The organism is Paracoccus sp. FO-3 (assembly GCF_006386455.1).
GTDB classification, from domain to species: domain Bacteria; phylum Pseudomonadota; class Alphaproteobacteria; order Rhodobacterales; family Rhodobacteraceae; genus Paracoccus; species Paracoccus versutus.
On sequence record NZ_VCBQ01000067.1, the window covers coordinates 21,098 to 27,335 of the forward strand.

Genomic DNA, 6,238 nt, shown 5'->3' on the forward strand with positions numbered 1-6,238 from the left:
CATGGACACCGCCCGCACCACGCCTGGCTTCCTGCATCTGTTGCCACTGAAAGGTGGCGGCGAATGGCTGCACATGTGCATCCGCCACACGGAGACTTCGGGTTATCTGATGGACGAAGCGGCGCTGGACGATCTGATCGTCGATGCGCTGATGGAAGAGGACACCCGCTCGCGTATCAGGGTGCGCGACGAGGGGATCATGGTCCTTCTGAAGGCCATGCATCTGCGCGGAGAGGAAATGGCGCGCCCCGAAGACATGATCTCGATGCGATTGTGGCTGACGCCCCATCGGGTGATCAGCACGCGCGAGGCCGATGTCGATCCGATCGTTGAAATTGCGACGCGCCTGACGAACGACGGCGGTCCCACCACACCAGGTGCCTTTCTGGCCGATCTGGTGGAGGAGCATCTGGATGAGATTGAGACGCAGGTCGAGATGATCGAGGATGACACCACACAGATCGCCCAGATGATCGGCAACCACCAGCTGGAATTCGCCTGCCCGAACATGGCCGATACCGAAACTCGCATCAGCGGCTTTCTGCGGCATCTGGCGCCGCAGCGTCCAGTGCTGGAAACGCTTTCGACCCTGCACCACCCGGTTCTGGACGACCGCAGCCGCGCCCGGCTTGACGATGGGTTGAACCGACTGCTGCGGTATCTTGAAACGCTGCAGAACCTGCGCGAACAGATTGCCATCCTGAACGATCAGGTCAGCCGTATCCAGGACCGTCGGTTGAACCGCTCGTCCTACGCCTTTGCCGCAGCGGCGACGATCTTTCTGCCGCTTGGCTTTGTGACCGGCCTGTTCGGGGTGAATCTGATGGGGCTGCCGTTGGAAGACAGCCCGCAGGGATTCTGGATCCTGACAGCCATTTGCCTTGCGCTCAGCCTTGGGCTGCTGGCGCTGTTTCGTTGGCGTAAATGGCTGTGAAAGGATCTGGCTGATCACAAGGTCCCCCGGGGTGGCTTGCTGTGGTGTTCCACCACTTCGGCCACGATCACATCGTATTCGGTAAAGACATCGGCCTTGCCGCGCTCTTTGGCGTATTTGTGTTCGGGATGGACATCCCATTCTTCAATGGCGTCGAAGCTTTCGAAATAGCCGATCAAGACCTTTTCGCCGTCATCGGCGGTAAAGACCTTGTGGCTGATGTAGCCGTTTAGACCGCGCACAACGGTGACCATACGTGCATAAAGATCATCGAACTCGCCCTGAAAATCCGGGTCGACGCGGTGGCGGAATACCTCGACATGCATCGCCATTCTTACTTTCCTTTCTACATCTGGTTGCGGGTTTGCCCGATGCGACGGGCCAAGGGATTTGCGGTGATACCGTGCATGATGATCGAAAACCCGACAGTCAGTGACACGCAGGCCAGCAGCTCTTCCTCGTTGGGGAAATCGAACTCGGCCATCATCAGCAGAGTGAACAGGATCGAGGCCAGGCCGCGCGGGCCGAACCAGCCCAGAAACAGTTTTTCCCGCAGGGGCAACCCGGTCCCGGTAAGCGAGATCGCGATGGGCAGGATCCGGACAACCGTCAGGAACAACACACCGAGGATAACTGTTGTCACCCCCGCGTGGGCAATACCGTCCGGTAGCAGGAACGCTCCGAAGACAAGAAAGGCGGCCATGGTCAGAAGCTGGCCCACGCCTTCCATGAATTCACCGATGAAATGAATTTCATGGCGATAGGTATTTCCGAAGGTCATCCCGGCGACAAAGGCGGCTACAAAGCCATTTCCACCCAGCAAAGCAGCCGAGACATAGGCCGAAAAGGCCGAAAGGACAAACAGCACAGCCCCCGCCGAGACCTGCATCAGGTTGCGGGTCTGTGACCAGTCCATTGCCTTTGCTGTCGCCCAGCCGGTGACAACACCAGCGAGTACGCCAAAGGTCACCTCGGTCAGCGCCTCGACCGCGAGATGCAGGCCCGACACCGGTTCATGGCCTACCATCGTCGAGGCAAGCGTAGCCCCCAGCACGACAAAGGGTAGTGCCAGCCCGTCGTTCAGCCCGCTTTCGACGTTGATCGTCTGCCCGAGATGTTCGGGAACCTCAGGGTTCGTCACGACCGCCTGTCCCAGTGCCGCGTCCGTGGGGGTCAGAACCGCCGCTGTCAAAAGGGCCATGGCAAGGCTTGTGCCCGGGTTCAGCCCAAAGGCCACCACCGTTCCAAGGGCGACTGTGAGGGGCATACCGACCACCAGCATCCGCGCGGGCAGCGCCCAGTTCATCCGCAACCGACGAAACTGCACGTGGCTCGCATCTGCAAACAGCACAAGGATGAGCGTCACCTCGGCCAGAATAATCTTGCCCTCATGCACGGTGCCGGGCGGCAGGGTAGCCTGCAATGGCCCGCTCAGGGCAAGTCCCAATCCGGTGAAAAGGATCGGCAAGGTCAACACCGTCCGCGACAGCCGCTTGCTGAACAGCGAATAGGCAGCAAAGGCCGCGAGAATGGCCAGCATCTCAATCAATGGTCACGGCCTCCCGCCGAAGACTTGCGAAACGGGCCCGCAAGAGGGCCAGCTTGGGTTCGATATAGGCCTCGCAGAACGGGCCTCCGCGGTTGTGGTCGTAGTAGTTGCGGAACCGTTCATCCGATGGCTTGAAGGCCCGGAACGGCAGGACTGAGGTCACGAACACACTGTCGGTCTGCGCCGCAAGATCGGCGAGGATCCGGCGGGCGGCGGCGGCATCGGTTTCCTCCCTTGCATAGATCGCGCTGCGATATTTCCCGCGCATCTTGTGATTTGACATGCTGGCATGTGTCGCCAGATGGACCGCGATCAGATCGTCAAATCCGATCTGGTCCGGATCCCATGTGACGCTCACCGCCTCGGAAAAGGTCTCCTGCGGCGGATCGGCGGCAATAAAGCCCTGGGCGACCCTGGCCACCCCCCGCAGTGATTGGAACACCGCCTCGGTGCACCAATGGCAACCGCCTCCGAACCCTGCACTGGCCATTGTCAATCACACCTCGACTGGAACTGCACCCTGGGCCAGCTTGAGCCGGGTCCAGAGGTTCATGTTGATCACGACCGCGGCGATCTCGGCTATGGCAGTCTGGTCAAAATGTGTGGTCAGGGCGGCATGGCGGGCGGGAAAGACGGTCAGATCATAGGCTGTCAGCGCCTCAGCATAGGCCAGCGCGCAGCGCTCAGCGTCCGAAAACATCGTACTTTCCCGCCAGGAGGCCAGATGAGCCACTTTTTCGAGGCCAATACCGCGTTCCTGAGCGGCCTTGGTATGCAGGATCAGGCAGTAAGAGCAGGGGTTCATCTGCGCGACCCGAAGCCGCAGGAGTTGGGCCAGTTGCGCGTCGATCGACATATCGGCGGTATATCCGACCGAGGCCGCCATCTGCTTGGCAATCCCGTGAAATTCGATCAGGTCCGGATCAAAGCGGGTGTTCTCAAAATTGACAGTCATCACAACCTCCGAGGGCAAATTTTTGTCGCCACTCCGGGCGACTGGCGGCGATCTTCCGCAGGAAAGGACAAGTCAGCCGGATTTCATGCGGGCGGTACTGCACCAAATCGAAAACTTCGGTCGCAAAGCGGGTTCCTAGACCCGTGCCCCGCAACGAAGGGTCAGTTTCGATATGGCCCAACACCATGCGATCCCCCTGCCAGTGGTAGCTGACAAAGGCATCGCTGGGCGTCATGTGGCGGACAAAGCGGTGGCCGCGTTCGTCATGGACAAGCCCAGGATCATATAGCCCGGCGCGCGCAAGTTCCTTGTCCAATTTGGGCAAAGTCGGATTGCGCACCTTACGGCCCTTGATCTGAAAGGTGGGAAACTTGTCCGCACTTCCCGCCAACTCCGTCAGACGCCGCGCGGCATCTGGATCCTTGTCCACCTCGGCAAGTTCGTAGTCGAGTCCACGTTCGGCCAAGGCGGCCTGATAGAATCGCGTCTTGTGGCAGCGGTCCTCGCCGAAAAGCGTGATATCAGCCATCTGTGGCCTCAAGGGGCTTCAATCCGGCAAGGATCGTAGGCAAGAATTCCGCCACCGTGGGATGAACCGGCAGGGCCTGCTGCATGATCCGGTAGCTTGCGCCGGTCGCCATGAAATTCGTCAGCGCGGCGATGATCTCGTCGCCGGCAAATCCAAAGACGGTTGCGCCCAAGAACCGTTCGCTTTCGGCATCGACGATCAGCCGGATCAGGCCGATCGTCTCGCCCTCTTCCTTCGCACGGCTTACCCGCTCCATGGGCAGGTCGGAGATCAGGATGCGTTGTCCGTTGGCCACCAGCGCCTGCGCCTCAGCCCGGGTCAGCCCGACCCGACCGAGCGGTGGATCGGTGAACATGGCGTAGGTTGTAATGCGGGCGTCCGCGCCCTGCCACTGGTGCAGGTCGGTCAGCCCGTCGCGGTGGGCCAGCACGATTTCATGGTCGTGATAGGAGGTATGGGTAAAAGCGCCGCGCCGATTGATGTCGCCCAAGGCCCAGATGCCCGGCACCTCGGTCCTCAGTTGCGCATCGGTGACGATATACCCGCGCTTGTCGGCGGTCAGCCCGACCGAGGCGAGGTTCAGCTCATCGGTATTCGGCACCCGGCCGGTGGCAAACAGGATATGGCTGCCGGAAAGCTCCGTGCCATCCTCCAGCGTGACCATAACACCGCGCATCGATTTGCCAACCGAGTCTACGGGCGCGTTCAAGCGCAGGTCGATGCCCTCGGCGCGCATGATATCGGCGATGATGCCAGACACATCGGCATCTTCCCGCTCGGCCAGACGGTCAGCGCGGTGCAGGATGGTGACCTGAGATCCCAGACGCCGGAAGATCTGGCCAAGTTCCAGCCCAATATAGGATCCACCCACCACGATCAGATGGTCGGGCCTTTCAGTCAGCGCCAGAAGACTGGCATTGTTCAACGGTATGATGGTGTCGATCCCCGGAACCGGGGGCAGAAAGGGCCTTGTGCCGGTGTTCAGATAGACCTGGCGTGCCAGCAACCCCTGATCGCCAACCATGACACGGAAGCGGCCATCCACCTCGCGCCCGGCAAAGCGGCCCCAGCCCTGGACGAGCGTGATACCTTCGGTACCCTCAAGCCAACTGGTCAAGCCCTCTCGCGCGGCGTCCGAACGCGCTCGCATCCGCTCCATAGCGGCTAGAAAGTCAACCTCGATCTGCCCAGTTGTGACGGCAAAATCCGCGGCCCGCCGCGCCAGATGGGCAACACGCGCAGATTTGCGGAGGGTCTTGGTGGGCGTGCAGCCGGTGTTTACACAGGTTCCGCCAAGGCGGTCACCTTCAATAAGGGCAACTTTATCTCCGCGTCGTGCGAGACCCACCGCAAGAGACGGCGCTGCCTGCCCCGACCCGATGATGATACTATCAAATTCCAGCATTCGCGTTCTGTCCCCTGTTTGTCCTGTCGTGACTCTTTTGCGTGTCTATGCCGGATCGACGCCGTGGTAGGGAACGCGCTGCAGCCGGTCATCCTTCAGCACCTTGGTCACCAGCCAGACATATTCCTCGGCGGCTGTGTCATAGCCCAGCATTGTAAAGCCTTGGCCGAAGGGGCATGGTGGGAAATCCGGATAACCCACGCGAAGCACATAGCGTCCCGGGTCCACGTTGAATTCGGCCTTACGCACCTTGCGAACGCCATAGCGCAAATCTTCAGCCTCTGATCCCTCGGCACTCGACGCGGCTACCCCGGTTCGCAGCTTGTCGATCAAAGCCTGCGGGGCGCCCTCGCCCTCAAGGTCCAGCGCATCGACCAGAAACCCGCGGGCCAAGCCATTACCCACATCAAGCGCATAGATGTTCGAGGCATCCCCCGATCCGGCCTCGGTCTCGAACCGCAGCTTGGTCACGACGGTGACAGTTGCCGGCTCGACTGGAAGTCCAGTGCTGACGTCCACAAGCTTGCCTTCCTGGATGCGGAAGTCATGCGTGAACCCCATTTCTGACAGCTCGCTCAGCGCCGCGACGGCATCTTTCGCTTCGATTTTCAATGTCTTCCTCCTCTCGTGTCTATTTCTTGGCTCGGCAGAACAGGTCTGGTGTCAGGTGCCACAATAGGTGGTGAATTTCCCGAAACTTACAGGTGCGGGGCGGGCGTAGTCCTCGGCACCCGACTGTTCGGTGAACGGCTCGGACAAAAGCCCGAGCAGACGGTCGAATGGGGCCATGTCGCCCCCCACGGCCGCCGATAATGCTGCATCGACTAGGTGATTGCGTGGTTGTCGCGTTGCCCTTTAATCTGAGA

General features: G+C 60.5%; 8 protein-coding genes. 1 reads left to right on the forward strand and 7 read right to left on the reverse strand.

What is annotated here, in order from left to right:
- Position 1 precedes the first annotated feature (1 nt).
- The gene (locus FE811_RS17600) at positions 2–934 is read left to right on the forward strand and encodes a CorA family divalent cation transporter (protein WP_140848256.1); all 933 of its coding nucleotides are present in this window, start codon (positions 2–4) and stop codon (positions 932–934) included.
- 14 nt (positions 935–948) lie between these two features.
- On the opposite strand, the gene FE811_RS17605 is transcribed toward FE811_RS17600, so the two are convergent.
- The 7 genes from FE811_RS17605 to FE811_RS17635 are packed head-to-tail and all read right to left on the reverse strand — an operon-like array spanning position 949 to position 5,984.
- Entirely contained in the window at positions 949–1,266 is a 318-nt protein-coding gene (locus FE811_RS17605) for an antibiotic biosynthesis monooxygenase (protein WP_140848258.1), read from the reverse strand.
- 14 nt (positions 1,267–1,280) lie between these two features.
- Positions 1,281–2,474, reverse strand: a complete 1,194-nt coding sequence (locus tag FE811_RS17610) for a sodium:proton antiporter (protein WP_255469769.1) — start codon at positions 2,472–2,474, stop codon at positions 1,281–1,283.
- Between the two features lies 1 nt (position 2,475).
- Positions 2,476–2,973 carry a peptide-methionine (S)-S-oxide reductase gene (locus FE811_RS17615; protein WP_140848262.1) on the reverse strand — a complete coding sequence of 166 codons (498 nt, stop codon included), beginning with the start codon at positions 2,971–2,973 and terminating at the stop codon, positions 2,476–2,478.
- Positions 2,974–2,979: 6 nt separating this feature from the next.
- Positions 2,980–3,438, reverse strand: coding sequence for a carboxymuconolactone decarboxylase family protein (locus FE811_RS17620; RefSeq protein ID WP_140848264.1), 459 nt, complete (start codon positions 3,436–3,438; stop codon positions 2,980–2,982).
- On the reverse strand, positions 3,422–3,967 hold the full coding sequence (locus tag FE811_RS17625) for an N-acetyltransferase (protein ID WP_140848266.1): 546 nt from the start codon (positions 3,965–3,967) through the stop codon (positions 3,422–3,424). Before FE811_RS17625 ends, FE811_RS17620 begins: the two co-directional genes overlap by 17 nt.
- Positions 3,960–5,372, reverse strand: a complete 1,413-nt coding sequence (locus FE811_RS17630) for a mercuric reductase (RefSeq protein WP_140848268.1) — start codon at positions 5,370–5,372, stop codon at positions 3,960–3,962. Before FE811_RS17630 ends, FE811_RS17625 begins: the two co-directional genes overlap by 8 nt.
- A 45-nt stretch (positions 5,373–5,417) precedes the next feature.
- The gene (locus tag FE811_RS17635; RefSeq protein ID WP_140848270.1) at positions 5,418–5,984 is read right to left on the reverse strand and encodes a hypothetical protein; all 567 of its coding nucleotides are present in this window, start codon (positions 5,982–5,984) and stop codon (positions 5,418–5,420) included.
- Between the last annotated feature and the right edge of the window lie 254 nt (positions 5,985–6,238).

Excerpts from the sequence above, each read along its gene's own strand:
- FE811_RS17620 (WP_140848264.1), bottom strand. The coding sequence starts at position 3,438 with ATGACTGTCAATTTTGAGAACACCCGCTTTGATCCGGACCTGATCGAA.
- FE811_RS17605 (WP_140848258.1), bottom strand. The coding sequence starts at position 1,266 with ATGGCGATGCATGTCGAGGTATTCCGCCACCGCGTCGACCCGGATTTT.
- FE811_RS17600 (WP_140848256.1), top strand. The coding sequence starts at position 2 with ATGGACACCGCCCGCACCACGCCTGGCTTCCTGCATCTGTTGCCACTG.
- FE811_RS17610 (WP_255469769.1), bottom strand. The coding sequence starts at position 2,474 with ATGCTGGCCATTCTCGCGGCCTTTGCTGCCTATTCGCTGTTCAGCAAG.
- FE811_RS17615 (WP_140848262.1), bottom strand. The coding sequence starts at position 2,973 with ATGGCCAGTGCAGGGTTCGGAGGCGGTTGCCATTGGTGCACCGAGGCG.
- FE811_RS17625 (WP_140848266.1), bottom strand. The coding sequence starts at position 3,967 with ATGGCTGATATCACGCTTTTCGGCGAGGACCGCTGCCACAAGACGCGA.
- FE811_RS17630 (WP_140848268.1), bottom strand. The coding sequence starts at position 5,372 with ATGCTGGAATTTGATAGTATCATCATCGGGTCGGGGCAGGCAGCGCCG.